The organism is Sinorhizobium prairiense (genome assembly GCF_029201645.2).
In the GTDB taxonomy this organism is placed as follows: domain Bacteria; phylum Pseudomonadota; class Alphaproteobacteria; order Rhizobiales; family Rhizobiaceae; genus Sinorhizobium; species Sinorhizobium meliloti_A.
Window position 1 is genome coordinate 1169792 of record NZ_CP104133.1, and the last position, 22509, is coordinate 1192300.

The 22509-nt window shown below is 59.1% G+C and carries 18 protein-coding genes and 6 pseudogenes; 13 read left to right on the forward strand and 11 right to left on the reverse strand.

Annotation, left to right across the window (positions count from 1 at the left end; genetic code table 11):
- Window positions 1-442: 442 nt before the first annotated feature.
- Window positions 443-910: a Ros/MucR family transcriptional regulator gene (locus N0Q91_RS28775; RefSeq protein WP_275598912.1), complete on the reverse strand. Its 468-nt coding sequence runs from the start codon at window positions 908-910 to the stop codon at window positions 443-445.
- A 125-nt stretch (window positions 911-1035) separates the two neighbouring features.
- Between N0Q91_RS28775 and N0Q91_RS28780 the strand changes: the two genes are divergently transcribed.
- The 3 genes from N0Q91_RS28780 (at window position 1036) to N0Q91_RS28790 (ending at window position 3257) form a co-directional block, all read left to right on the forward strand.
- Window positions 1036-2214: a low temperature requirement protein A gene (locus tag N0Q91_RS28780; protein ID WP_275598913.1), complete on the forward strand. Its 1179-nt coding sequence runs from the start codon at window positions 1036-1038 to the stop codon at window positions 2212-2214.
- 408 nt (window positions 2215-2622) lie between these two features.
- On the forward strand, window positions 2623-2856 hold the full coding sequence (locus N0Q91_RS28785; RefSeq protein WP_275598914.1) for an AbrB/MazE/SpoVT family DNA-binding domain-containing protein: 234 nt from the start codon (window positions 2623-2625) through the stop codon (window positions 2854-2856).
- Complete coding sequence (locus N0Q91_RS28790) at window positions 2853-3257, forward strand: type II toxin-antitoxin system VapC family toxin (protein WP_275598915.1); 405 nt, start codon at window positions 2853-2855, stop codon at window positions 3255-3257. Before N0Q91_RS28785 ends, N0Q91_RS28790 begins: the two co-directional genes overlap by 4 nt.
- Window positions 3258-3290: 33 nt before the next feature.
- Here N0Q91_RS28790 and N0Q91_RS28795 read toward each other — a convergent pair.
- The 4 genes and pseudogenes from N0Q91_RS28795 to N0Q91_RS28810 form a co-directional block, all read right to left on the reverse strand.
- Window positions 3291-3501, reverse strand: a pseudogene (locus N0Q91_RS28795) (site-specific integrase); the annotation flags it as partial.
- Window positions 3502-3563: 62 nt separating this feature from the next.
- Entirely contained in the window at window positions 3564-3803 is a 240-nt protein-coding gene (locus N0Q91_RS28800; RefSeq protein ID WP_275598916.1) for a type II toxin-antitoxin system VapC family toxin, read from the reverse strand.
- A 174-nt stretch (window positions 3804-3977) separates the two neighbouring features.
- Window positions 3978-4181: a type II toxin-antitoxin system prevent-host-death family antitoxin gene (locus tag N0Q91_RS28805; RefSeq protein ID WP_275598917.1), complete on the reverse strand. Its 204-nt coding sequence runs from the start codon at window positions 4179-4181 to the stop codon at window positions 3978-3980.
- Window positions 4182-4645: 464 nt separating this feature from the next.
- Complete coding sequence (locus tag N0Q91_RS28810) at window positions 4646-5554, reverse strand: LysR family transcriptional regulator (RefSeq protein WP_275598918.1); 909 nt, start codon at window positions 5552-5554, stop codon at window positions 4646-4648.
- 513 nt (window positions 5555-6067) lie between these two features.
- Here N0Q91_RS28810 and N0Q91_RS28815 point away from each other — a divergent pair.
- Window positions 6068-6223, forward strand: coding sequence for an adenylate/guanylate cyclase domain-containing protein (locus tag N0Q91_RS28815; RefSeq protein WP_375341899.1), 156 nt, complete (start codon window positions 6068-6070; stop codon window positions 6221-6223).
- 266 nt (window positions 6224-6489) lie between these two features.
- Window positions 6490-7527 carry an IS110 family RNA-guided transposase gene (locus tag N0Q91_RS28820; RefSeq protein ID WP_275598919.1) on the forward strand — a complete coding sequence of 346 codons (1038 nt, stop codon included), beginning with the start codon at window positions 6490-6492 and terminating at the stop codon, window positions 7525-7527.
- A 549-nt stretch (window positions 7528-8076) separates the two neighbouring features.
- On the opposite strand, the gene N0Q91_RS28825 is transcribed toward N0Q91_RS28820, so the two are convergent.
- Window positions 8077-9069 (reverse strand): Bug family tripartite tricarboxylate transporter substrate binding protein, encoded by a 993-nt coding sequence (locus tag N0Q91_RS28825; RefSeq protein ID WP_275598920.1) that lies wholly within the window; start codon window positions 9067-9069, stop codon window positions 8077-8079.
- A 409-nt stretch (window positions 9070-9478) separates the two neighbouring features.
- A complete protein-coding gene (locus tag N0Q91_RS28830) occupies window positions 9479-10933 on the reverse strand; it encodes a TrkH family potassium uptake protein (protein ID WP_275598921.1) in 1455 nt (484 codons plus the stop codon).
- 334 nt (window positions 10934-11267) lie between these two features.
- Here N0Q91_RS28830 and N0Q91_RS28835 point away from each other — a divergent pair.
- The 4 genes and pseudogenes from N0Q91_RS28835 to N0Q91_RS28850 all read left to right on the forward strand — a co-directional run.
- Window positions 11268-11443 (forward strand): annotated as a pseudogene (locus tag N0Q91_RS28835) (low temperature requirement protein A); the annotation flags it as partial.
- Window positions 11444-12128: 685 nt separating this feature from the next.
- On the forward strand, window positions 12129-12719 hold the full coding sequence (relB, locus tag N0Q91_RS28840) for a type II toxin-antitoxin system RelB family anti-toxin (protein WP_345774941.1): 591 nt from the start codon (window positions 12129-12131) through the stop codon (window positions 12717-12719).
- Window positions 12712-13941 (forward strand): type II toxin-antitoxin system HipA family toxin, encoded by a 1230-nt coding sequence (locus tag N0Q91_RS28845; protein ID WP_275598924.1) that lies wholly within the window; start codon window positions 12712-12714, stop codon window positions 13939-13941. The genes relB and N0Q91_RS28845 overlap by 8 nt, the downstream gene beginning before the upstream one ends.
- A gap of 571 nt (window positions 13942-14512) precedes the next feature.
- Window positions 14513-14896 carry a DUF4112 domain-containing protein gene (locus tag N0Q91_RS28850; protein ID WP_122102871.1) on the forward strand — a complete coding sequence of 128 codons (384 nt, stop codon included), beginning with the start codon at window positions 14513-14515 and terminating at the stop codon, window positions 14894-14896.
- 228 nt (window positions 14897-15124) lie between these two features.
- Here the strand turns inward: N0Q91_RS28850 and N0Q91_RS28855 are convergent.
- Together N0Q91_RS28855 and tnpA are read right to left on the reverse strand one after the other, a co-directional pair.
- Window positions 15125-15411, reverse strand: a pseudogene (locus tag N0Q91_RS28855) (hypothetical protein).
- A 378-nt stretch (window positions 15412-15789) separates the two neighbouring features.
- A complete protein-coding gene (tnpA, locus tag N0Q91_RS28860; RefSeq protein ID WP_275598925.1) occupies window positions 15790-16155 on the reverse strand; it encodes an IS66-like element accessory protein TnpA in 366 nt (121 codons plus the stop codon).
- A 65-nt stretch (window positions 16156-16220) separates the two neighbouring features.
- Between tnpA and N0Q91_RS28865 the strand changes: the two are divergent.
- The 4 genes and pseudogenes from N0Q91_RS28865 to N0Q91_RS28880 form a co-directional block, all read left to right on the forward strand.
- A pseudogene (locus N0Q91_RS28865) lies at window positions 16221-16727 on the forward strand (TOBE domain-containing protein); the annotation flags it as partial.
- 82 nt (window positions 16728-16809) lie between these two features.
- Complete coding sequence (locus N0Q91_RS28870) at window positions 16810-18282, forward strand: NAD-dependent succinate-semialdehyde dehydrogenase (RefSeq protein ID WP_275598926.1); 1473 nt, start codon at window positions 16810-16812, stop codon at window positions 18280-18282.
- Between the two features lie 79 nt (window positions 18283-18361).
- Window positions 18362-19258, forward strand: coding sequence for an acrylyl-CoA reductase family protein (locus tag N0Q91_RS28875; protein ID WP_275598927.1), 897 nt, complete (start codon window positions 18362-18364; stop codon window positions 19256-19258).
- Window positions 19259-19439: 181 nt separating this feature from the next.
- A pseudogene (locus tag N0Q91_RS28880) lies at window positions 19440-19772 on the forward strand (amino acid ABC transporter ATP-binding protein); the annotation flags it as partial.
- Window positions 19773-19858: 86 nt separating this feature from the next.
- Here N0Q91_RS28880 and N0Q91_RS28885 read toward each other — a convergent pair.
- A pseudogene (locus N0Q91_RS28885) lies at window positions 19859-19933 on the reverse strand (hypothetical protein); the annotation flags it as partial.
- Window positions 19934-20032: 99 nt separating this feature from the next.
- Window positions 20033-22120 carry a PBP1A family penicillin-binding protein gene (locus N0Q91_RS28890; RefSeq protein ID WP_375341900.1) on the reverse strand — a complete coding sequence of 696 codons (2088 nt, stop codon included), beginning with the start codon at window positions 22118-22120 and terminating at the stop codon, window positions 20033-20035.
- Between the last annotated feature and the right edge of the window lie 389 nt (window positions 22121-22509).

The window sequence follows — 22509 nt, forward strand, 5'->3', positions numbered from 1 at the left end:
CCTGACCGTTTCCGGTCAGGGAATTTCGTTGGAACTGTCGTTCTGCAGTATGAAGCAAGGACACGGAAATACGGTCCGCCGCAAAGCCCACTACAAGCACTGGCAATGCTAGAGGGTGTGTCAAGGCATGGTCGATCTTATACGAAGGTATTAGGTGTGCCAGTAACAATTTAGGGGTTTTTGTATTCTTGTTTTACTCTTGTCGAATTGACCGGAGCGCGCTTGTCCGGCGAAAACAGCCCAAGCAAAGGCTTCATCGAACGGCAAACGCTCAGTGCCAAGCGTGCCCACACGATGGTCGACAGGAGGATCCAAGGACAGAAACCCAGAACGGCCAGGACCCGGCCTTCCTCGATGCGCTGGCCACCATGCACTGGCATTGCGCGAGCGGCCGAGGCTGACCGTTATTGTCGCTCGCATGCGACCCGCATCCTCCACCGCGTTAACCGAACTTCAAAGTCATCTTCTTGCGAACAGGCGCAGGGGCATCAGCGGGCGTTGATACGTGTCTCTTTCCAAGCCCCATCGCCCGTGCGAGCTCCGAGCGCTGCAGAGCATAGTTGCGGGCGGTCATCGGGTAGTCGGATGGAAGCTTCCATTTTTCGCGATACTGCTCCGGCGTCAAACCGTATTTAGTCGTTAGATGCCGCTTGAGAGATTTGAATTCCTTCCCGTCCTCCAGACATACGATGAAGTCGTCGGTCACGGACTTCTTGATCGGAACCGCGGGCCGTTGCTCCTCAACTGCGGGCGGGCTCTGCGCTGACGCAGACGTCTCGCCCAGTGCGCTGTAGGTTTGCTGGATAAGGTGGGGGAGTTCGTCGGGGGCAATGATATTGCGGCTCAAATAAGCCGATACGATGCGACTGGTGAGCTCAAGCGTTCGTCCATTTGGGTGCGCTTCTGTCAATGATCTTCTCCGCAGCCTGTTACAAAAGAATCGAGCCAGCAGAGTGCAGATATTTCGGTCGGAACGAAGGCACCTGACCCAGCGCTGCGCTATATATCTCTGCTCTCATCGTTATGAAGGGTTACATGGCCGAAAACAAAACACACTGGCTCCGGAAAGAAAATACAGATCAGACGAAGGCGAGCTTTCCTGAGCTCTTTTTCGATCTCGTTTTCGTTTTTGCCCTGATTCAGCTTTCCGAGAGCCTTTCGGATGATTTCAGTCTTGGCATCGCCGCCGAAGCAGTGCTCTTCATCTTCGCGCTTTGGTGGGTATGGATCCACACGACGTGGGTCATGGATCTTCTGGATACCGAGATCTCACCGGTCCGCCTGCTGCTCTTTACGCTGATGTTCTGCGGCATGGTAATGGCCATCGCGCTGCCGGAAGCCCTCGCGGACATGGGCCTTGTCTTTGCGGTCGCCTATTCGGCCATGCAGGTCAGCCGGTCGCTGTTCGCACTCTATGCGTTCCGAAGAGGCGACCCGGCCTCGTTCATGACCTTCTTCCGGATTACCGTCTGGCTTTTTATATCGAGCGTCTTCTGGATTACGGGAGGTCTGTCCGAACCGAATCTGCGTGTCGTGCTGTGGATCGTGGCACTTGCTCTGGAATACGCAGGTCCGATGGTCAGATACTGGGTGCCGCGTCTCGGAGCTTCGCCGCGCGAAACGCTCGACATCGATGGGGAACACCTCGCTGAACGCAGCGCTCTTTTTGTCATTATCGCGCTCGGCGAGACCATACTGACCATCGGCAAACACACGTTTGAAAACCTGGACACTGAAGGTACGCCTCTGGTGCTATGTCTTTCCTTCCTGACTACCGTTCTCATGTGGTGGATCTATTTTCACGACGGCCAGGAACGCGCTGCTGACAAGGCAGAGGATACGTCTAAACCGCAAACCACCGCGCAGTATCTCTTCACCTACGGTCACCTTCCGATCGTAGGTGGCATCATCTTCACCGCCGTCGCAGAAGACTTCAGCCTGGCGCATCCTTACCAATCCGGAACATACAACAGCGCGCTGGCGCAGCTCGGCGGACCGATCCTGTTCCTTGCAGGGACAATGTGGATGAAAGGGGTGTCTTCGCGCGTCCTGCCTTATTCGCATGCCTTTGGCATCGGCTTGCTGGCAGCCAGTTTCACGCTTGTGCCTTTCATCGCCAACTCCGCGATCCAGGCGCTTTCAGGTGCGATACTGCTCGTGGTAGCCGTCTGGGAGTATGTCGCGCTGAAGCACTTGCGGCGCAGCGCCGCCTGATTGCCACGGCTTCCGTTCCTGCTGAAAACTGGGACGGTAATCTCGCAAGCAATCTATGGCCTCCCATCGACGGCGACGCCGCTGTACGACCATGTCGTTCGCTCGGCGAGCTTTCGCTTGGTCCGATGTGATGGCGCTGCTCAGGACAAATGATGGGAGAGCGGAGGGCGTTGTGACTCAGCGTTCATCTGCAAGATCCGTTGCTCGCCAATTCCGCTGTGGCTCCGGGGGGGCGAAACGACGACGCTGTCACTGCTTCGCTGCTTCCAGGAACGGCTACGATGTAGTGGCGTTCCGTCGGTCATAGCTCATGACCCCTGTCCAAAACCGGTGGGATTCCCAGCTATCCTTGAAATCGCCTGCACAAAGTAATACCTTCCGTGTATCTGGTATTACCGAGGAACGCAGATGACAACGACAGTTACAGCTAAGGGGCAAGTGACCATTCCTAAACGGGTGCGCGATTTATTGGGCATTGTTCCTGGAAGCAAGGTTGACTTTCACCGTGCTGCCGACGGCACCGTCGTACTGACGCGTGCAGACAAAAAGCAGCCAGCGAGCCGCTTTGCGAAGTTGCGGGGTCATGCCGGCAAAGGACTCGATACCGACTCCATTTTGGCCCTCACCCGTGGCGAAGCATGACGTTCATCGACACCAACGTCCTCTTGGACGTTGTCACAAACAACGACAATTGGGCAGATTGGTCGATTGCTCAACTCGAAGCGGCGAGTCTAAACGGGCCCTTGCTGATCAACGATTTAGTCTACGCGGAGCTGTCGGCCAGATACGATCGTGTTGAAGGCCTTGAGGTATTTCTCGAGGAGGCTGGACTGGAGATGACGCCAATTCCTCGAGCCGCGCTTTTCCTCGCAGGAAAGGTGTTCACGCAATATCGCCGGGCAGGAGGATCAAGGACTGGCGTCCTACCCGACTTTTTCATTGGCGCGCATGCTGCAGTTAGCCAGCTTCCGCTTCTGACCCGCAATATCGGACGGTATGGCACCTACTTTCCGACGCTGTCGCTGATCACGCCACACCCATAGCGTCTCTGAATCGGTGTGCCCGTTCCGCACGTCTTAGACAATCAGCCGCGCCGCTCGTCCGTTCTTCCGTTCCGCGGTGTTGTATTAAACTCGCCGTCTGGCTCACCGACTTATGCAGTGACTGCTGCATCGCTTCGGGCAGGGGAATGCGGCGATTTGCCGCCTCGGTCAGATACCCTGATCTCAACCCATGTCATGAAAACAGCGTGGGATCGAGCCCCGCCTGTTTGCAACGAGCTGTCAGGGGAGCTGGTCGCGGGCTCGGCGTTTTGTTCATCCCCGCAGATGGAATTGCGCGTGTCTGGATCAGTGCTCACGCTCAAGCGGACCCGCAATGCTTATGCCCTCGCCGCGGGTGGTTGCCATCCTCTGATCGCCAGTGGCGAGCGGCAGACCTTCCTTTTTTGCGAGCGCCACGTAACTGGCGTCATATCCGGTCAGCGTACAGCGTGCCGCAAGTTCGAGCGCCATCCCGTCCTCATCGATCACGCGTCTTTCGAGCGACAGCCCTCGCGGTGGCATCAACAACAGCAGCGCTTCGCCCACACGAAGCCGTTCCCGCCGTTCGGCCACGAAGAACAGAGCGAGTTTCGAACCAAAACCAATGCCGGCACGAGGCCGATGGTCGAGCGTAGATCGGCCATCAACCGGTCGGCTGCAATATGCTGTTTATTGGGGAGAACCAGGCTGCGGCGATGGATGCGTCGTGGATGAAGGACATCAGTAAAGCCGTCCTTCGTCGCGCCATTCACGGATTTGTTTCTGAGTGGTCACGGGGCGACCGAGACGCTGGGCTTTGATCTCGGCGATCAGCGCATCGATGTCATTTTCCCGGCGGATGCGAGAAAGCCGTGCTAGAGGCGTGTTGCCACGCGAGATGATGACCGCTTCGCCTGCTTTAACCTTGGCCAACAGCTCGGACAAATGCGGTTAGGCCTCTTCGACCTTGACTGTAACCGTCATGATCAATTCTCCCGTGATTGCGTCTCTCGCCGAGCACATGATGGTTTGCGCAGGGGCGGCGGTCAAGAATGACTTCCTCCCTGGATAGACATGTCGCCCTAAAAAATGCTGAGGTGCGAAAATTATGGCTGCTGGACCTCGTTTTTACACGACTTCCTCATTCTGTCAGTCGCGAATTTCATCCAGAGAATACACCGTGCATCCCCTCTCTATCACACCCTTGAACGAAGAATGACTAAGCTTCGTATCGGCAGTCCAAGCGCGAAATTCGACTTCGGCAAAAAAGCAGCGGCTCGATGAATATCGCGTTGTTCCGCTTTAGTTAACAGTGGGTTTCTTCGCGACGAGTCGCCTCGAGCAGCTTGCGTAACTCCGTCGACATCTGTCGCGAAAAGGCCGTACCGACTTCGCCGACATAGACGAGCTCACCCCCCTTGCGTGCTGCCATGCCGGTTCGGTTCAAAGGGGATCGCGCCCATTCGAACCCAAAAAAGAGAGGCATTTGCAGCGAGCAGCGCCGAAAGCCGGTCTGCGACCGTGCGCACGGCTTCCCGGGCGCGTTCGTCGCCATGCAGGACCATCCAGAGATCATGCCCGAGCTCATCGATCACTCGCCCCGCCCGGACGAAGCCTGGATCGCTATCGCCGATGAAACATGGCATCACGCTGATGCCCGCTCCCGCCTTCACTAGATCGAACATCATCCGCGGTGAGTTTACCCAGTTCGTGATGTGCCGGCCCGGCTGTTCGAATGCCCACCGCTTCCACGGCTGGTTGGCGACGTCCGTACCCAGCGAAACCCAGTTGCAATGGCGCCGGTGGTCAAAACCTTGGGCGCAGTAGGGCGCATAGGCGACGGCGACGGAACGCCGGACCGCGACATTGCCCAACTGCGGCCGCTCCGCGGCGAGTCCAATGTCCACGTCGCGGTGTGTCAGGTCGATCGCGGCCTCAGTTGTCTTGAAACAAACGCGAAAAGTATCGTGCGGTGTCCAAAGGTGCCGAAGGCTTGTTGCCGTGAAGCACGACACCGTGTTGTCCGAAAGAAGCCGTACGATTGGCATCGAATGCACCGTCTCTTGCCAATCGACAATGTCCTGCGCTGCCTCCTGCATCGCCCTCACGCGGTCCAGCAATATCTGCCCGTCCGGTGCGAGCTCGTATCCCGTCCGCGCCCTGACGAACAGCGCTCGTCCCGTGGCACGTTCCAGCGCTAGCATCCGTCGCCCAATGGTCGGCGCGCTGATCCCTGTCTTCTCAGCGGCACCCGCAAGCCCGCCTTGCTCGGCGACTTGCAAAAAGAGACGAAGATCTTCCCAGTTTTCGACTTTCATCAGGTTCGACTTTCATCCATGAACGATGGCTTTCGTTCGTGCCTCTACAGTTGCATGGCCTCTCGAACCATCTTCCGGATAACGCCAGATGCCCGGAGAAACGAGATGCTACTTGAATGGACGATCCTATATAGGGAGCTGGTAAGCCAACAGCGCAAAAAACGCTGCGACGCGTTCGCCGATCCACTCGACGGCGCCGAATGGGAAGGATTCGGCTGGCTCGTGAAATGGATCGCGAGGTCTGCGGCGCGCCGTTCGCAAGCCGGTGACCATGGAGGGAAGGGCACGCTCGATGAGACGTGCCGTGCGCAACCGTCCGCGGCGCCCTTGGGCTTGCCTGCGCCTAGCCCGCTCGGCTCTCGCTGCGCACTGGAGTGAGCCCGTCCTCCTGCCACGATCTTACTCGATCGATGCGAACAAGCATCCAAGCAGCAAAAGTCTCCCCGGATCATCTGACATTGGGGACAGTGCAATTATCGCTGCTGTCAGAAGGGTGTCGCACTCGGCGTAGGAGTGAAGAAGTTCTTTTATGATGTCTGGGGCGATGCGGTGATTGTGGCATCGCGGATGGAAACAACAGGCGTGCCCGGCCGCATTCAAGTTTCTCCTGAGATCTATGCGCAGTTGATCGATCAATTCGGGTTCGAATGTCGGGGACTGTCAATGTGAAGGGCAAAGGCAGATTAACGACATGGCTCCTGGCCCGCCCAAAGACCGAGTGTTCAAACGGTTAGCTGATTTTTCGAGAGAGGTTCACCTTCTTTGAACGCCCCCCCTGGGGCGCGAAGTAGAGAAATGTTCCTGTTTGTGCTTTTAAGATGGTGTAACGGGCGGAACCCGCCGCGCCAGGTTTGAAGGCGCGGTGGTCGTCCCTCACAATGATGGTGTGGCGGAGTCAGGAGTGGCCTGCTCCATAGCAGCACGGAGAGACGACCATGAAGCAGTATGCCGGCATCGACGTATCACTGGAATACTCGAGTGTGTGCGTGGTGGATGTGGACGGCCGCATTGTGCGGGAAGCAAAGATCCTCAGCGAACCCGATGCGCTGATCGCCTGGTTCGGCGCGCACGGCGTGACGATGGAGCGAATTGGCCTGGAGGCCGGCCCCTTGTCGCAGTGGCTCCATGCCGGGATGGTCAAAGCAGGTCTTTGCGTCGAGCTGATCGAGACGCGCCACGTGCGGGCAGCCTTCAAGACGATGCCGGTGAAGACCGACAAGAAGGACGCCCGGGGCATTGCGCAGTTGATGCGGCTTGGCTGGTTCAGACCGGTCCACTGCAAATCTCTTGCGGCCCAGGAGGTGCGCGCGCTGCTGACCGCCCGCAAGCTCATTCAGGGCAAGCTTCACGACATCGAGATGAGCCTCCGGGGCATACTGCGCGGCTTCGGCCTGAAGGTCGGGGCGACGACGCGGCGCACTTACGCGGGGCGCATCCGCGAGCTGATTGCCGGCCATCCGACCCTGGAGGCGATCGCGACGGCACTACTGAAGGTGCGCGAGGCGCTTGTGCATGAATTTGCAGGTTTTGAGCGCAAGCTACGCGCCATCGCCCGTGAGGACGACAACGCACGGCGGCTGATGACGACGCTGGGCGTAGGCGTCCTGGTGGCGCTGACGTTTGTCGCGGCCGTCGATGCGCCGGAGCGATTCCGCTCATCCCGCGCGGTGGGGCCGCACTTTGGATTGACGCCGAAGAAGTATCAGTCGGGCGAGACCGATCATAGCGGTCGCATCTCGAAGATCGGCGATGGCAGTGTGCGAACCGCGCTCTACGAGGCGGCCAATGTCATCCTGACCCGGCCGGTCAAAGGTTCGGATCTGAAGGGCTGGGCATTGGCGGTCGCAAAACGTGCCGGCCCCAAAAAGGCGCGCGTGGCGCTGGCCCGCAAGCTGGCGGTGGTGTTGCATTGCATGCTCAAGGACAGAACCAACTTCATTGCTCATAAGGGAGCGCCAGCCCTGGCGGCTTGATCGGAGGAGACGACGAGACAGGCTTTCGGACGGGCACAGCCATCAGCCCTCCGCAGCGAGGTCCCTTCGCCGGGACGATGGATGGGTTAGGCCGCTATGCGATCAGCAGCACGCGGTGACTGCGCTTCTAAGATTGGCCAACCGGTCCTCAGCAGACACCATAGAGCAGCGGCAAAGCTCCGACTGCGGACAGAAGCAAGCACTCGGCGAGGGATTAAGCTCACAAGGGATTGACGCAAAGCCCGTTACAGAAGATCGGATAATGTATCGAGTGGAATAGCATCGTGAGTGAGCCGCTTAAGATGGTATAAGCCCCACAATAGCCGCGGCAACCAACGCCGCTCTCGGCCACCACGCGGTGAGCGGTTGCCGCTCGACTGCTCGGCGTCAGCGGACGTTGTTATGACTGTTCATTCGGTTCCCCAGGGGAAACAGAAGCTTGTTTCAGCTTTACTGGCCGGACCGAATGGTCGAGCTGCAGAAAGCTCGCACTAGCTCGTTTCACGGATCATTGAAACCGTAAGTGGCGGTAGGCGCGGCAGCTGCAGATCAATCCATTTGGATGTTGGCGTCGCGGACGACGGGGGTCCATTTGGCAAGCTCGGCTTTGACGTGGGCGGCGAGCTCCTCGGGCGTCGAACCTACGATCTTGGCGCTGAATTCCTCCATGCGTTTCTGCACCGCCGGATCGGCCATAGCCTTCTTCGCAGCTTCGTTGAGGCGGGCGATCACCGGTTGTGGCGTGTTGGCGGGAGCGAAGAGCGCGTTCCAGGTATAGGTCTCGTAACCGGGAATGCCCGACTCTGCGATGGTCGGAATGTCGGGGAAGGACGATGCGCGTTCTGCCGTCGTGACAGCAAGCGCGCGGAGGGTGCCAGCTTTGATATGACCGGATGACGAGGGGAGATTGTCGAACATGATTGGCACCTGATTGCCGATTACATCGTTCAGTGCCGGGCCGGAGCCCTTGTAGGGAATATGCTGCATCTCGACGCCGGCCATCTTTTTGAAGAGCTCGCCGGAGAGATGAAGCGGTGTTCCGTTGCCGGAGGAGGCGTAGGCGTACGTCTCGGGGTCAGCTTTCAAGAGTGCCAGCAATTCCTGAACCGTCTTGGCCGGCAATTCCGGATTGACCACCAGGACGTTCGGAACCACGACCAGAAGCGAGATCGGTGCGAAATCCTTTTCGGGATCGTAGGGTTTGGTTTTCAGGATGAGCGGGTTCAGCGCATGGGTCGCTACTGTCGCCATCAGGATCGTATAGCCGTCGGGATCGGCGCGGGCAACGTTTGCGGCGCCAAGATTACCGCCAGCGCCAGCAACGTTCTGGACGATCACCTGCTGGCCGAGATCGTCGGACATTTTCTGGGCGATGATCCGCGCAACCACGTCGGTCGAACCTCCGGCAGCAAAGGGAACGACGAGCGTTACCGTCCGATCCGGAAACTCTTGCGCTTGCGCCGCCGAGCCAAGCGCGAGCGCCGAACAGAAAGCAAACCCGGCCGCCATAGCGGCGCGACGGGTCAAGCTTATAAATGCCATGCGGAAATCCTCCCGATCTTATGGACGATGGATGCAGGCTGAGGCCGGCTGTCCTAACAATACGGCGGAGTTCCGGTCACGCAATGGCCGTCGATACGATTGTCTGTGAATGGCGCAAAATATCGCATCCTCACTGTTCTCCGGCCACGACACACGGCCGGCATAGCCACTCGGTTCTCGTGCGGGGGGCAGGCCAGGTGCTTTGCGCCACGCCGCGAGCGCCGCCATTACAGGAAAGGCCGCACCAGCGGCCATGCAACCAATGCGTAGGCGACAATGCTGAGGATGGTCCCTATGAGTCGGCCGACGAGTTCGTATGGATCTCGCTGATGGGCGGTCATCTGGTTCTCCAATAAAACAGTGGTTATCTGCCGTGGTAGCATGCAACCGCTTGTCGGTCACTAATTTGTCACTGCTTCCAGAACACTGGTGTCAGGATGACAAGCACGGTCAGCACCTCAAGTCGGCCCATCATCATCATGAGTGAAAGCAGATAGAGTTCCGGATCTTCCAGCGTCGAGAAGTTTCCGGCTGGGCCAACGATGCTGCCGAGCCCGGGACCGACATTGGAAAGGCAGGTGATGACCGAGGACACGGCGGTGAGAAAGTCGTAGCCCAAGGCAGCCATCGCAAGGCTGCCGAAAATCCAGAGGAGGATATAGGTGACAAAAAACAGGAGGATCGCCCGCAAGGTGTCCAGATCAAGGGAATTTCGGCCGTAGCGGACAGGGTAAACTGCCGCCGGATAAATGAGTTTGCGCAAGCCAGAGTGGATGGCGCTGAAGAGAACGATAAAGCGGTAGGCCTTGATGCCGCCGGCGGTGGATCCGGAACACCCGCCCATGAAGGTCGCGATGAATGCGGCCATCACGACGAATGGTCCCCAAAGCTGGTAGTCCTCGCTCATGTAACCCGCAGTCGAGAGAATCGAGCTGAAGTTGAAGAATGAGTGGGCCAATGCGATGTGAAACTCGACGCCATTCGTCAAACGGTGATAAATCGCCACCGAAAGAGCGAAGACCGTCAGATAGGCGAGAAAAACGAAGATCTGAGGATCACGCAAGGCGTCGAGCCGACCGCGTGCAACGAACACGATGAGGATCGAAAAGGGCAGGCTGCACAAGGTCATGAAGAACGTTGCCGTCCACAGGAGCGGAATGCTGCCGAAATAGGCGAATGATGCATCATGAGTCGAAAAACCGCCGGTGGCAACCGTCGACATGGCGTGATTGATCGCATCGAACCGGTTCATCCCGGTCAGGTTGTAGCCGATTGCACAAAGGAGCGTAATGCCAACGTAGACGGTGAAAAACGCCCGGCTGAAGGTGGCGAGGCGGGCAAAGGGCTTCTCGTTTGTGTCGGAGGATTCCATCTTGAAGAAGGACATTCCCCCGACCCGCAGGTACGGAATAATGAACAATCCCAGGACGACAATTCCGACGCCTCCGAGCCAGCAGATGAGCGACCGCCAGATCAGAATGCCGGGCGGGGCATCGTCCAGCCCGACAATCACCGTCGATCCGGTCGTGGTAATCGCTGACACGGACTCGAAAAGCGCCTGCGCGAAGTCGAGATCGAGCGAGGACAGCCACAGCGGCAAGGCACCGATCAACGCGAAAGCCGACCAGAGAACGTTGACGAGGAGAAAGCCAAATTTCTTCGAGAACGGAGGCGGCCCAGCACGGGTGGCCATGAAAGTCGCAGCAGAAAGGCCGCTGGTAACGAAAGCAGCAGCCGCGAAGACCTGCCAATCCGGATGGCCATAATAGAGGTCCAGCATCGCTGGAATCAGCATCGCGGCCGAAAGGTAGAGGCCAAGAATCGCGGAAATGTGGATGGCGTGCCGGATCAGGGAAGCGTTCAATCTCGTGGCCTCCCGTAGTTGGCGATGGTGATCAGTTGGCTACGATCCAGAGTTCGGCCAATGGATAGCCAAAGTCAAATGGGAGCGCCGATTTGAAATCTTCATTTACACAGAACTTATCTAGCCTCAGCCAGTATGTGGGCAGGGCCAGCTCCTATGATACCGATAGACATAGATTACTCGTTGCTGTGGCTGCGTAGATCAGGTGATGAAGCTGCCATCGCCACGATGTCAGCGCCGAGGGTCTCCATCGGTTATCCCAAGCCAACCCTCGTGCGTTTTTCACGTGCTGAGCGCCCTATATATTGCTGCTTCTCATCCTTACGAGGGTTCCATTGCTCAAAACCACCCGCACTGGCTCCGGAAAGAAAATACGGATCAGACGAAGGCGAGCTTTCCTGAACTCTTTTTCGATCTCGTTTTTGTTTTTGCCCTGATTCAGCTTTCCCAGAGTTTTTCGGAAGATTCGGCCTTGGCATCGTCGCTGAAGCAGTGCTCTTCATCTTGGCAGGCGGCGCCGTTGGAAGCTGGCGCCTGCAGGGTTTGCAGTAAATGAGGAAACCCGCATACGCGACAATCTCGCGATCCGGCTGACGGATTGCCGTATCAGAGCGCGATGCTGTCCGGTCTTATCGGCTGCATGGTGATGTGGTGCGCGTCTTCCATGACGTCGGCATTGTCATCCTTGAGCCCCTGCGGATCGCGTCCTGCCTGTTCGGACATCTGGACGGGATGAACCGGTACGCTCTGCGAAGTGGCGCCTGAGCTACCGACCGAGGATCGTGCCTTTGTCACTGCGATTGGCCGGTTGGTGGACCAGCTGCGCACGCTATGGGGCACTCGGGGGAAATGGGAAAGCTACAATGCGCTGGTCGATGTCGGGGCGGTAGGCTTCCGGCGTTTCGAGGATTCGGCCTGCATGCGCGGCCGCAACCGGACGGGCGAGCCTACATCAATGTCCCCTTTACAGCAGACACTATACCGGCAGGGTCTGCGCAGGTTGATCTGCTGCGCGCACTGATGGGTGGCTATAGGAGCTGATGGATATCTGTGAGTCCTAAGGCTGCAATTTGATATATATAATTCTATATATATCAGCGTTTTGATACGGTTTTGTATATCGAGATTGCGTCGCTCTGAGAACCTCTTATATATTATCCTGTATGTTTCGCATCATGCGATACAGGATAATGATATGGCATATAAAACGGAGCATATAAGGCAGCAGCTGCGCGCTGCGCGCGAAGCGCAGAAAATGAGCCAGCGCGAGCTGAGCGCACGATCGGGCCTGACGCAAAGCCATATTTCTCAGATAGAACGGGGCACCATGGAGCCCGGACTTGGCAGCCTAGTGGATGTGGCGCGCGCGCTCGACCTCGAGATCGTCCTTGTCCCGAAAAAACTGATGCCGGCAATGCGCAATATCCTCGATAGTGCATCGGCATCGAGTGATGTCGTGACATCCGACCAGCGCAAACTGGTGGCGCGCCTTGAGCGGTGGTTTGCGCAGCACAGGGGCGGGTTCGGTAGTGCTTCCGAGGCAGATACATTCAAAGATAGCCTCGCGCTCTTACGGCATCTTCCTCTGTCGGCCGAGGAGATGGACACATTCAACGAGGCGACTGCACGCCGCGACCGGTGGCAGGCTGATCCTCCGTCCCGTCAGGAGCTGAGCAGGATCGCACATGTCGTAAGACACCTACGCAATGCCGCGGTGCACCGCGAGCGTGACGACGCGGTCCCTCGCTCGGCCTATGCGCTGGATGAGGAAGACGATAATGCCTAAGGTCAGGGTACTCGATGTTAGGCTTTATGGGGAACCGGTTGCGACCCTGACGAATCTGCAGGACGGGCGCACCATCTTCGCGTTCAACGATGCTTATATCGAAGACGAAAAGCGGCCGACGCTTAGCCTGTCCCTGAAAGACCCGTTCGGGGCGCTCATCACGAAGTTCAGGCCGTACAACATGGTAGTCCCGCCCTTCTTCTCGAACCTACTGCCGGAAGGACCGCTGCGCAAATACCTCGCTGATCGTGCGGGTGTGAAGCCGTCGCGGGAATTCTTCCTGCTCTGGATGCTCGGCCGCGACCTGCCTGGGGCTGTGACGGTGCATCCCTCCGAAGGGGATGACGCGCCTCCGGATGACGGGCAGGCTATCGTCGAAGCGCGGCCGAACGCGCTGCGCTTTTCGCTGGCGGGTGTGCAGCTAAAGTTCTCGGCCTTTAAGAACGACAAAAAGGGCGGCGGCTTGACCATTCCGGCCGAGGGCACGGGTGGCTCGTGGATCGTGAAGCTGCCGTCTCAGCAATATAGCGGCGTGCCCGAGAATGAGTTCGCGATGATGACCATCGCCCGCATGATGGGTATGGACGTGCCTGAGCTCCAGCTGGTTGATCTCGACGCCGTAAGCGGTCTTCCGCAGGGGGTGGGTGAACTGCACGGGCAGGCGCTGGCGATCAAGCGTTTTGACCGCACGCCGGAGGGAGCGGTGCATATCGAGGACTTTGCGCAAGTCTTCGGCGTCTTTCCCGACCACAAATACGATAGGGGCAATTACCGGGTGATCGGCCGCGTGCTGGGGATCGAAACCAGCACGGCCGACGTGGCGGAGTTCATCCGGCGTCTAGTCTTCAGCACGCTAATCGGCAATGGCGACATGCACCTGAAGAACTGGTCGCTCATCTATCCTGATCGCCGCACCCCTGCACTCTCGCCAGCGTATGACTTGTTGTCGACTATCCCTTACATCGAGGGGGAAGATACGGCGGCGCTCAATTTCTCCCGCACAAAAAAGATGGCAGCGCTGTCGAAGGACGAGCTGGCGCATCTGGCTGCGAAAGCGGAGCTTTCCGAAAAGCTGGTGATCGACACGGCGCGCGAGACGGTTGAACGTTTTAGGGCGGCATGGGATGCGGAAAAGAAAAACCTGCCGATGGCCGCCAAGGTCGCTGACACGATCGATACGCACGCACCGACGGTCGAGCTGTATCGTGAGTTCGCGAAGTAGTGCCTTGCGGCTTGGCATCAACTTACGAGCCTTGCTGTATATTCAAGGCTTTAGCCCATCCAAACAGGATGACCGTTGGTTCGAATCCCATCACGTCAGGATTTTTGTCAACGGTCCATTCAGGTGTCATCGAGTTCTTCTTTGTAGCCGGATCCACGGTCTGAGCTGATAGCAACTACCGGCCCGTCCTCGGTCCTATACAACTCACATCAGGTCGCCGTTCTCAGCGACTGCACCATTCTCCCGCTTTCGGGGCACGGGCTCAGGAGAACGGGGCCAAACTCAAGATCGGCGGCGCCAACGCGGCGTATTGCCTTTTGACTGCTGCGACCTCGCGCATCAGGACTAAATGCACGTTCTATCGACACCGCACCTGGACGCAGCTCAAAATCCAACCTCGATCCGAAGCGCTTCACCATCCGCACGGTCCCGGCGCTTTTGGCAAAGACGACCGCTTGGGAGGATTACTGCGATGGGCGGCGTCCGCTTGAGCAGGCGATCAAGCGGCTCGGCAAGCAGAAGTCGGCCGCATGACATTTGAACGGCGGCGTGTTGGGACCACATAAGAAGTATGAAAAAGCAGACGATACCGATTGAGCAACTCGCACGCCTCCGGCGTATACGGGGCCTGGCCCGGCTTATGGACACGGCGCTCCGAATTCCCGGCACCCGCGTCTCGCTCGGCGCGGACTCCGTGCTCGGCTTGATCCCCGGCATCGGCGATTTCGGCGCTGCGGCGGTCAGCCTCTTCATCGTCAACGAGGCGCGCCGTCTCGGCGTGCCGAACGACAAGCTTCTCAAGATGCTGGTCAATGTAGGATTCGACACGGTCGCGGGAAGCGTCCCGGTGGTCGGCGACGTCTTCGACGTCTATTTCAAGTCCAACCGCCGCAATCTCCAACTGGTGCTCGACCACTTCGGACTCGATCACGCTGATCTTGATCGATCGCGATGATCAACGGCCGCCGGCCGGAACGGCCATATCGAACATCGCGGCATTGTCCTGAACTTCGCGCAGGCCTTCGTAGGAGGCGTGGCGCTTCTCCACGCAGCAAAAGCCTTTTTCTTCGTTCTATGCAGATCGATGCGGACCAAACCTGGAGCTGCTCAGCGCATGGTGGCGAGCGAAACCATTAGCAAGTCGGCAGATGATGTTGGCCATAACCCACTGGGATTCGGACCGTTACTGTTGTTCTGGCACCTCGTCTGGACGGATCACGGGCGTTCTTCCGACTCAGGAGCAGGCTCGACCATTTCGGTGTCGCCGACTGTTGGCGGCTTCAGAACTCCGTCGCAATCATCAAGCTTTTCTGTGAGCGTCCCCCCATTGGCGCCCGCACCCGGAGCGACGCGGCAACGCTCATTCTGCGCGCCAGTTCCGGGGTCGCTGGATAGTGCTGAAGTTGTGAACAGGGCGGCGATTGCAAGTAATGGGGCGGCGACGAAATCTCTGGTCAGTTTGTACCTCATAGGACTCGTCCTTCAGTTTAGGCGCCGCGGAGTTGCAGCCCTTCCGTGGCGATAGGAAGTTGGGATCTCTAGAAAACCCGAGCTCGCCAGCAATAGTTCCGGTGAGTAGCTGCCAAGCGAACGCCAGTCACAGACAGCCCGTAATGGGTGTAGCGGCCTATCGGAGGAACGATCTGGCGATCGCCAATCGCGACGCGTTGCTGACGCCTTCGCTTAAGGTGAGCCTTCGCACCCTGGCCATCGTGCTAAATCACCTTGATCAAGCCCCGGAAGACGAAGAGAGGGCCGCTTATCGGATCGCGCTTCAAGGTCTCCTGTACCATTAGGACAGGCGTATAGCCCGTCGCCAACCAGACCTTCACACCGCTCGGGACGGGATCATCGCCGCTCCAGCACATCAGAAATCCGACCGAGCGCTTCGGGGTCGACGTCACTCTCGACCCGCAGGCGACGGCCTCGGCCAAGCTCGATCGTGACGATACTTGCCCTTTTGCGCGGCCGGGAGACCGGCGGCTCCGCTGGCGACGACGGCGGCGGCTCGACGATCTCTACCGGAATAAGCTGCGGGACGGAGGGCGCGGATATCTGACAGAGTTCCTTGCGCCAGCGAAAAAGCTGGCTCACATGGACACCGGCCGTTCGCGCGATCTCGGAAACGCGCGCCTCCGGCATGAATGCCGCGGCGACGAGCCGTTCCTTCTCCTCGCGAGACGAAAGAACCGTCTCGCTGTGGGCGACGGTCAAAGCTGCGCCTGACGCGGTTCCACTCATGGAAAACGATCAGGCCGACGTCATCGTCATCGGCGCCCGTTACGCACGACCAGGAGGAAGCGCTTCGCCTTTCCGATCGGATCGCCGTTTTTTCGAAGGGCGTGATCGACCAGATCGGTACGGGGCCGGAGCTCTACGCCAATCCCGCCACGCGGTTCGTCGCCGAGTTCATCGGAGACAGCGATTTCCTGCCCTGCAATGTGGTCTCCACGGCGAACGGCCGGGCAGAGGTCGCTATCTGTGACACAATGAGAGTCGCCAACGTTCCCCTGCATGGAACTGCCTCCTCCGGAGGCAAAGCCTCCCTCATGCTGAGACCGGAACGCCTGCTCCTGTCTAAAACGCGATCGGACACCGGGTTGCCCGCCACGGTTAGCGATATCACCTTCCTCGGCAACAACGTGCACGTCGCAACAAAGACCAACAAGGGCAACGATCTGTCTGTCCGCCTTCCGTTCGGTCACGAGGCGATCTCGGGCCTCGCTCGCGGCGATGCCGTTTGGTTGAGGTTCGATGCCGGATCGGCGCACGTCTTCGGTCAATGAAGGTAGCCGACGCGGCATCGGGACGACACAAATCTGGCTCTTCGGGAGCAAGACGCGCACGTTTGCGCGAGGAGGCCTGCGAATGACGATTTCGGAAACCCTGCTCGTCAAACTGAAGGATACCAGCCTTGCCGTTGACAAGGGGCTGGTGGGCGCCGAGTGGCTCGCGAGAAGCGACAGCGGCAAGACATTCGACGTCACCAATCCAGCGACAGGCGAGGCTATCGCGACATTGCCCGACATGGGCCGGGCCGAAACCGCGCATGCCATCGATGCGGCGCACGCAGCGCAAAAGGAATGGGCGAAAAAGACCGGCAAGGAACGCGCCGTGGTGCTGCGCAACCTCTACGACCTGATAGTTGCCAATGCCGACGACCTTGCTACCATTTTGACCATGGAAATGGGCAAGCCGCTCGCGGAGGCGAGGGGCGAAATCCTTTACGGGGCGTCCTACGTCGAATGGTTCGGCGAGGAAGCAAAGCGCGTCTATGGCGACACCATTCCGGGACACCAGCCAGACAAGCGCATCATCGTGATCAAGCAACCGGTCGGGGTCGTTGCCGCGATCACTCCATGGAATTTTCCGAACGCGATGCTCGCCCGCAAGATGTCGCCGGCGCTCGCAGCCGGTTGCGCCATGGTCTCAAAGCCGGCGGCGGAAACGCCGCTTTCGGCGCTGGCGATCGCGGTCTTGGCGGAGCGCGCCGGCCTGCCGGCGGGACTCTTCAACGTCGTCCTGTCGACCGACTCGGCCAGTGTTGGCAAGGAAATGTGTGCGAACGACAAGGTGCGCAAGCTGACCTTCACCGGTTCCACCAATGTCGGCAAAATCCTGATGCGCCAGGGCGCCGACCAAATCATGAAGCTGGGTCTGGAACTCGGCGGCAATGCCCCCTTTATCGTCTTCGATGACGCCGATCTCGACGCGGCGGTCGAAGGGGCCATGATCTCCAAATACCGCAATAACGGCCAGACCTGCGTCTGCGCCAATCGGCTGTTCGTGCAGACCGGGGTCTATGACGCCTTTGCCACGAAGCTCGCGGCCAAGGTGCGGGAAATGAAGATCGGCGACGGGTTTGAGCCGGGAATCGACGCCGGTCCACTGATCTCGGAAAAGGCGCTCGCCAAGGTCGAGGAACATATCGGCGACGCGGTGGCAAAAGGCGCGGAAGTGGTTCTCGGCGGCAATGCCCGAGGCGGTCTGTTTTTCGAGCCAACCGTGCTGACGGGTGTCACTATCGACATGAAGATCGCTCGCGAGGAAACCTTTGGACCTGTTGCGCCGCTCTTCAAATTCGAGACGGAGGAGGAGGTCATTGAAACGGCCAACAATACCGAGTTTGGCCTGGCGTCCTACTTCTACTCGAAGGATATGAGCAAGATCTTCCGCGTAGCGGAGGCGCTGGAATACGGCATGGTCGGCATCAACACCGGCCTGATCTCCACCGAGGTGGCCCCCTTCGGCGGCATCAAGCAGTCCGGCCAGGGCCGCGAAGGCTCCAAGTATGGCATTGAAGACTATGTGGAGATTAAATACCTCTGCCTAAGCATCTGACCGTAGCGCAGGTTTCGCGCTGACCAATGCAACGGGGAAAATCTCGACACGGAGTGTGCGCCAAGGTGGCGGGGGGCTCGTGCGGGCCTACCCCCATGTGGCGGGGATCGACTTCGCCGGCACAGTGCGCGACAGCCTCGATCACCGCCACAAGCGGGGCGACCGCGTAGTGCTGACGGGGTGGCGCGTGGGCGAAACCCATTGGGGTGGTTACAGTCAACGAACCAGGGTCACGGCCGACTGGCTCGTGCCCCTGCCGAACCGGCTTTCAACGCGGGATGCGTTGACCGTTGGAACGGCAGGACTGACCGCCATGCTGGCGATCGGCCGATTGGAAACGCTCGGACTAAACACCGAGGGCGGCGAAGTGCTGGTGACCGGAGCGGCCGGCGGAGTGGCGTCCATTGCCATCGCGCTTCTCGCCCGTTTCGGTTACCAGGCCGTGGCGCTCTCCGGCCGATCGGAACATTCGGAGGCTCTGAAGAAACTTGGTGCCACGGCGATCGTGGCGCGCGAGGAATTTCTCGCTCAGTCGGATAAACCGCTGGAACCGGCGCGTTGGGCAGCCGTGATCGACAATGTCGGCGGCAAAATCCTCGGCAAGATACTCAGGCAGGTGAAATATGGCGGTGCCATCGCCGCCGTTGGCAACGCGGCGGGTATCGATCTCGAGACGAATGTCTTGCCCTTCATCCTGCGCGGGGTAACGTTGAACGGTATTGACAGCGTCATGCAGCCGTATGCTGCGCGGATTGCGGCCTGGGATCGCATAGCCGAAAACTTCGATCTTGCTGCCTATGGCGGACCTGTGGGGGAAGTCGGCCTGCCGAACTGCCCGAAGCGGCAAACCGCATTCTCGCAGGACAGGTGCGGGGCCGGGTCATCGTCCACTGGCGTAAGGCAAAGGCGCACACTGACGGCTCGAGACTTCCTCTCTGCAAGTTCCCATCAAGGCCCGCATATCCGCTGGGCATAAAGGACATCCATGGCTATCACCCGTCTGAAGCGCGGCAAGCCCGATACGCGACGCATCGAAGAGTACACCCAGGTACGCTCAGTCGTCGAAGGCATCCTCAGCGATATCGAGATGCGCGGCGATGGTGCGATACGCGAATTGTCAGCCAAATTCGACAAGTATACGCCGGTGTCGTTCCGCCTATCCGATTCAGCTTTCGGGCGGTCAGCAGCAGCGCGTCGCCATCGCCCGCTCGCTCTGCATGCAGCCGGTCGTGATGCTCTTCGACGAGCCAACCTCGGCGCTCGACCCGGAAATGGTTTCGGAAGTTCTGGAGACGATGACTGGCCTTGCCAAGGACGGCATGACGATGGTCTGCGTGACCCATGAAATGGGCTTTGCCCGCGCCGTCGCCGACCGGGTGGTCTTCATGAACTCAGGCCAGATCGTCGAAGAGGGCAAACCGCACGACTTCTTCACTAATCCGCAGCACGAGCGGACCAAGCTGTTCCTCAGCCAGATCCTCAAACACTGAGCGGCCTCAGGCCCGGGCGAAATGAGGTACATCGGCGTGCCGATACGGATCGTCTTGCCGCTATCGCTGAGCGCACTGGTTCCTGAATCGCGGGTGAAGATGCTCACGACGTCGCTGTCTTGATTGGTGCAGAGAAGGTGGCCGCCCTGCAAGGTAATCACGAGATTGCGGGATGTCCGGCCGCTTCAGGAAGCCTGGCCCATTGGAGATAGCGCACCGATTTTGGCATCTAAGCGGAATGGCGATCTGCGTTGAGTGCATCATTTTTCGCACAGCCGCCGTCCTCCAAAATAAGGCTGATAGCTGCAGTCGGATGGCCGGAAGGAACGATAGCTGCGGGAGCAAGCTGAGATATTACAGCTCTGAGGTGAGATTGCCCCAGCCTCCAGCGTTCCTGTGGCAGGTGCCGTCATCGCTTCGCGCATGAAATCCCGCCAGTTATGCGCTGGCAAGGCGCCACCGGTGACGCCCTTCATCGGCGTGTCATCGTCATTGCCGACCCAGACCCCTGCAACGAGTGGCTCCGTAAAGCCGACGAACCAGGCGTCGCGATTGTTTTGGCTGGTACCGGTCTTGCCGGCCGCGAAGACGCCGGGGTTGGCCTCGCGCCCCGTTCCACGTTGGACCACCAGCTGCAGAAGGGCAAGGAGGTCTGGCCGATAGGCGGAAAGATCAACGCTCGGGGTGGAGTGCGAGCCGACCCGAAATGCCTTTGCTTGACCGGCCGCCCGAAATTCAACGATGCCCCAAGGTTCGACGGGCGTCTTGCCCAAATGCACAGACGCGTAGGCGCTTGTCAGGTCAAGCAAGCTGACCTCGGAAGTGCCGAGGGCCAAGGATGGGGTGTCGGAAAGCGGTGCGTCGATTCCGAGTTCGCGCGCAGCGGCGATCACATTGTCGATGCCGACCTCTTGGGCGAGCGCTACGGTCGGCGCATTCAGCGACCGGGCGAAGGCCTCCGCGAGCGTGACCCAGCCGCGATAACGACCGCTGGAATTCTCCGGCGACCAGCCGTGGACGTCGACCGGCGCGTCCAGGACCTGATCAGATAGGGAGAGCCCGGCTTTAAGGGCCGCATAGTAAACGAACAGTTTGAAGGTAGAGCCCGGCTGGCGCTTCGCGGTGACTGCGCGGTTGAATTGGCTCTTTTTATAGTCGCGACCGCCGACCATGGCGACAACCGCCCCATCCGACGTCATCGCGACCAATGCCACCTGGGATGCTCCGACGACTTTTCCCTCGGTGTCTAGGGCGTTCCTAGTGACCTTTTCGGCAATCCTTTGTAGCCGTGGGTCTAGCGTCGTGCGGACCGTCGTCGAGCCTGGCGACGCGCCGGCGATTTCGCCCGCCTTCGGGGAAATCCAGTCCGCGAACCAGCTCCCGGAACGTGGTGTCGGCGTCGTCGGGTGGAGCGTGGCAAAGCCCGCCTTTAGCTGCGCGGCCCGGGGCGCTGTGATCTTGCCATTAGCCACCATGGCATCGAGGACGACCGACGTGCGCTGTCGGGCACCTTCAAAATTATCGATCGGGTTCCACTGGCTCGGCGCCCGCAACAATCCCGCCAGCAGGGCCGATTCCGAAAGGTTGAGTGCAGCAACGTCCTTGTTGAAATAGATGCGTGCGGCCGCCGGCATGCCCGTCGCGCCGGCGCCAAGATAGGCGCTGTTGAGATACCGTGTCAGGATTTCCTGCTTGCCCAGCTTCCACTCCAGCCATAAGGAGATCACGAACTCCTGAATCTTTCGCTTTATCGTGCGATCGCTGTCGAGGTACTGCAGCTTGATGAGCTGCTGGGTGATCGTGCTGCCGCCCTCTACCACCGACCCGGCGTCGAAGTTTCGAATGAGCGCTCTTGCGATGCCTCTGACATCGATCCCGAAGTGGTCCATGAACCGCCGGTCCTCAACGGACAGCACCGCGTCGATCAGGTGTGGAGGGAATTGGCTAAACTCCGCATAGGGCCCTTGAAAGGGGCCTTGTCTTACTAGCGGCCCACCGGTCGCGGTCTCCAACACCACGACAGGCTTTAGCGTCCCGTCCCGAATTTCGCTCCAGGGAACGTCCTTCAGCGCCCACACCAGGACGGTTGCGGCAAGCAAAATACAGCCAACGGCGGTCAGCCGAATGGTCGATTTCCACCGGCTGTCGTTTTGCCACGCCCGCTGCCTTGTCTTTCCAACAATTTTTCCGAACCGGCGGATAGCTCGTCTTGCCTTTGCGGGAGGGTTGGCGAGCGACCGGCCGAGATTCCGAACCAGGGACGAAAGAGTTGGCGTGTCCAAACCCTGGATCTTCATCGTAAAGGAGGAAGCTGCCGCGCGAGCATTGACGCTTGCAGCAGTCGACATTGCCCGCAAATCGTGACCCAGCGCGCGAAGGAGTGCGCGAGCTGCGCGTCTGCTTCGTTTAAAAGGTATCGGCGGGAGCTCCGTCTGTTCAGTTTGGGTTGACGGCCCAGCTTCTTCTCCGCAGTCCGATACCTTTGTCCTTACCTGGGCGCCCTCTGCAGGTGCTTCTGGCTTGCCATGGTTGTCGGAACCCGTGGCACTTCGTAGCGAGAGTTTGGGAGGGCGCAGCATTTGTTAACGTTCAAACTCACTCAGAATCTAAAGCACCGTGTCGGGTTTCCAGTCGTGCGGTAAGAACGCTTGCCCCGGCCTTTAGTTGGGTTTCTGTCTGCACATTTCGTTGAAACCATGTCTGTTGGTTAGTCGCTCGATCCCATATGAATGTGTTC

Excerpts from the sequence above, each read along its gene's own strand:
- N0Q91_RS28790 (WP_275598915.1), top strand. The coding sequence starts at position 2,853 with ATGACGTTCATCGACACCAACGTCCTCTTGGACGTTGTCACAAACAAC.
- N0Q91_RS28850 (WP_122102871.1), top strand. The coding sequence starts at position 14,513 with ATGAAAAAGCAGACGATACCGATTGAGCAACTCGCACGCCTCCGGCGT.
- relB (WP_345774941.1), top strand. The coding sequence starts at position 12,129 with ATGGCATATAAAACGGAGCATATAAGGCAGCAGCTGCGCGCTGCGCGC.
- N0Q91_RS28820 (WP_275598919.1), top strand. The coding sequence starts at position 6,490 with ATGAAGCAGTATGCCGGCATCGACGTATCACTGGAATACTCGAGTGTG.
- N0Q91_RS28890 (WP_375341900.1), bottom strand. The coding sequence starts at position 22,120 with ATGTCGACTGCTGCAAGCGTCAATGCTCGCGCGGCAGCTTCCTCCTTT.
- N0Q91_RS28825 (WP_275598920.1), bottom strand. The coding sequence starts at position 9,069 with ATGGCATTTATAAGCTTGACCCGTCGCGCCGCTATGGCGGCCGGGTTT.
- N0Q91_RS28810 (WP_275598918.1), bottom strand. The coding sequence starts at position 5,554 with ATGAAAGTCGAAAACTGGGAAGATCTTCGTCTCTTTTTGCAAGTCGCC.
- N0Q91_RS28845 (WP_275598924.1), top strand. The coding sequence starts at position 12,712 with ATGCCTAAGGTCAGGGTACTCGATGTTAGGCTTTATGGGGAACCGGTT.
- N0Q91_RS28780 (WP_275598913.1), top strand. The coding sequence starts at position 1,036 with ATGGCCGAAAACAAAACACACTGGCTCCGGAAAGAAAATACAGATCAG.
- N0Q91_RS28870 (WP_275598926.1), top strand. The coding sequence starts at position 16,810 with ATGACGATTTCGGAAACCCTGCTCGTCAAACTGAAGGATACCAGCCTT.
- N0Q91_RS28785 (WP_275598914.1), top strand. The coding sequence starts at position 2,623 with ATGACAACGACAGTTACAGCTAAGGGGCAAGTGACCATTCCTAAACGG.